Genomic DNA, 1140 nt, shown 5'->3' on the forward strand with positions numbered 1-1140 from the left:
CGGCCAGCGCGCGGCTCACCAGCATGGTCACGACGATCAGGCCCAGCCAGACCACGAAGATGTAGACCAGCCAGTCCGCGAGGCTCGCCGCCCCCTCGACGTCGCCGCCGCCGCCGATGAAGACGGGACCGAAGAACAGGATCATGCCCAGCACCGGCAGCAGCCGCGCCGCGTCCTGGAGCCGGTTCTTCCGGTAGGTCCTGCGCTCGAGGAAGAGCCGCCGCGCCATGCCCGCCGCGCCCCGGATCAGCCGCCGTCGCGCGCCGGCTGGGCGACCGGATGGCTCGCACCGCCGTTGACGAGGCCGCGCACGGTGGCCACCAGCTCGTCGTTGGAGAAGGGCTTGGTCAGAAAGGCGTTCGCGCCGAGCGCCATGGCCTGCTCGCGGTCGCGCGCCTGCCCCTTCGCGGTAAGGAGGAGAACGGGCAGATCCCGCGTCCCGGCCCGCGCCCGCAGGTCGCGCAGGATCTCGAGACCCGAACGCCCCGGCAGCATCACGTCGAGCACCAGCACGTCGGGGTTCACCCGCGCGATCTCGTCGAGCGCGGTCTCGCCCTTGCCGTGCCCGCGCACGTCCCAGCCGTCGCGCGACAGGATGAAGCCGATCGCCTCGAGAATGTTGGCTTCGTCCTCGACAAGAAGGATGCGTTTCGCCAAGGGTCCGGCCTCCCTCCGGATGAGGGGTGCAGTGTGCAGAAGGCCCGGTCCTTTCGCAATGGCGTTCTGTGGATGGACCCTCAGCGCCGCGCGGGGCAGCCCGTCCGGGGGCAAAGGCTGCATCCCGGCCCGGCGAGAACGGCGGCGCCCTCCTTCTCGGCCTCGGGCGCGATGAGCATGGTCGCCTGCACGACGGGCGCCATGCCGAAGCCCGTCTGCGCCACGGGCTGCGCCACGGCCCAGGTGCGGAAGTGCCCGCCCTGCGGCATCTCGATCACCGTCGTGTCCGGGTGCCCCGGCCGAACGAGCGCGGCGTAGAGCGGCCAGAGCGGGCAGCCCGGCCCGAAGCGCGGAATCGAGAAGGAGGCGAGGCGCCGCCGGAAGAGGAGCGCGCCCGAGGCGTCGCAGACCGCGAGGCCGAAGCGGCGCGGCGCCTCGCCCGGCGGCAGCGTCGCGAGACGCCGGAGCACCAGCGCCACGTCC

Annotated in this window: 2 protein-coding genes and 1 pseudogene; all 3 read right to left on the reverse strand. The window is 72.9% G+C overall.

Going from position 1 to position 1140, the window contains the following annotated elements:
- A pseudogene (locus ACTS11_RS09970) lies at nt 1–229 on the reverse strand (hypothetical protein); the annotation flags it as partial.
- Between the two features lie 17 nt (nt 230–246).
- Nucleotides 247–657 carry a response regulator transcription factor gene (locus ACTS11_RS09975; protein WP_442640165.1) on the reverse strand — a complete coding sequence of 137 codons (411 nt, stop codon included), beginning with the start codon at nt 655–657 and terminating at the stop codon, nt 247–249.
- A gap of 80 nt (nt 658–737) precedes the next feature.
- On the reverse strand, nt 738–1140 hold a 403-nt coding region (locus ACTS11_RS09980; protein WP_442640166.1), incomplete at its 5' end, for a short-chain fatty acyl-CoA regulator family protein.

Origin of the sequence: Roseicyclus sp., assembly GCF_052168335.1 — a bacterium.
Classification (GTDB): domain Bacteria; phylum Pseudomonadota; class Alphaproteobacteria; order Rhodobacterales; family Rhodobacteraceae; genus Roseibacterium.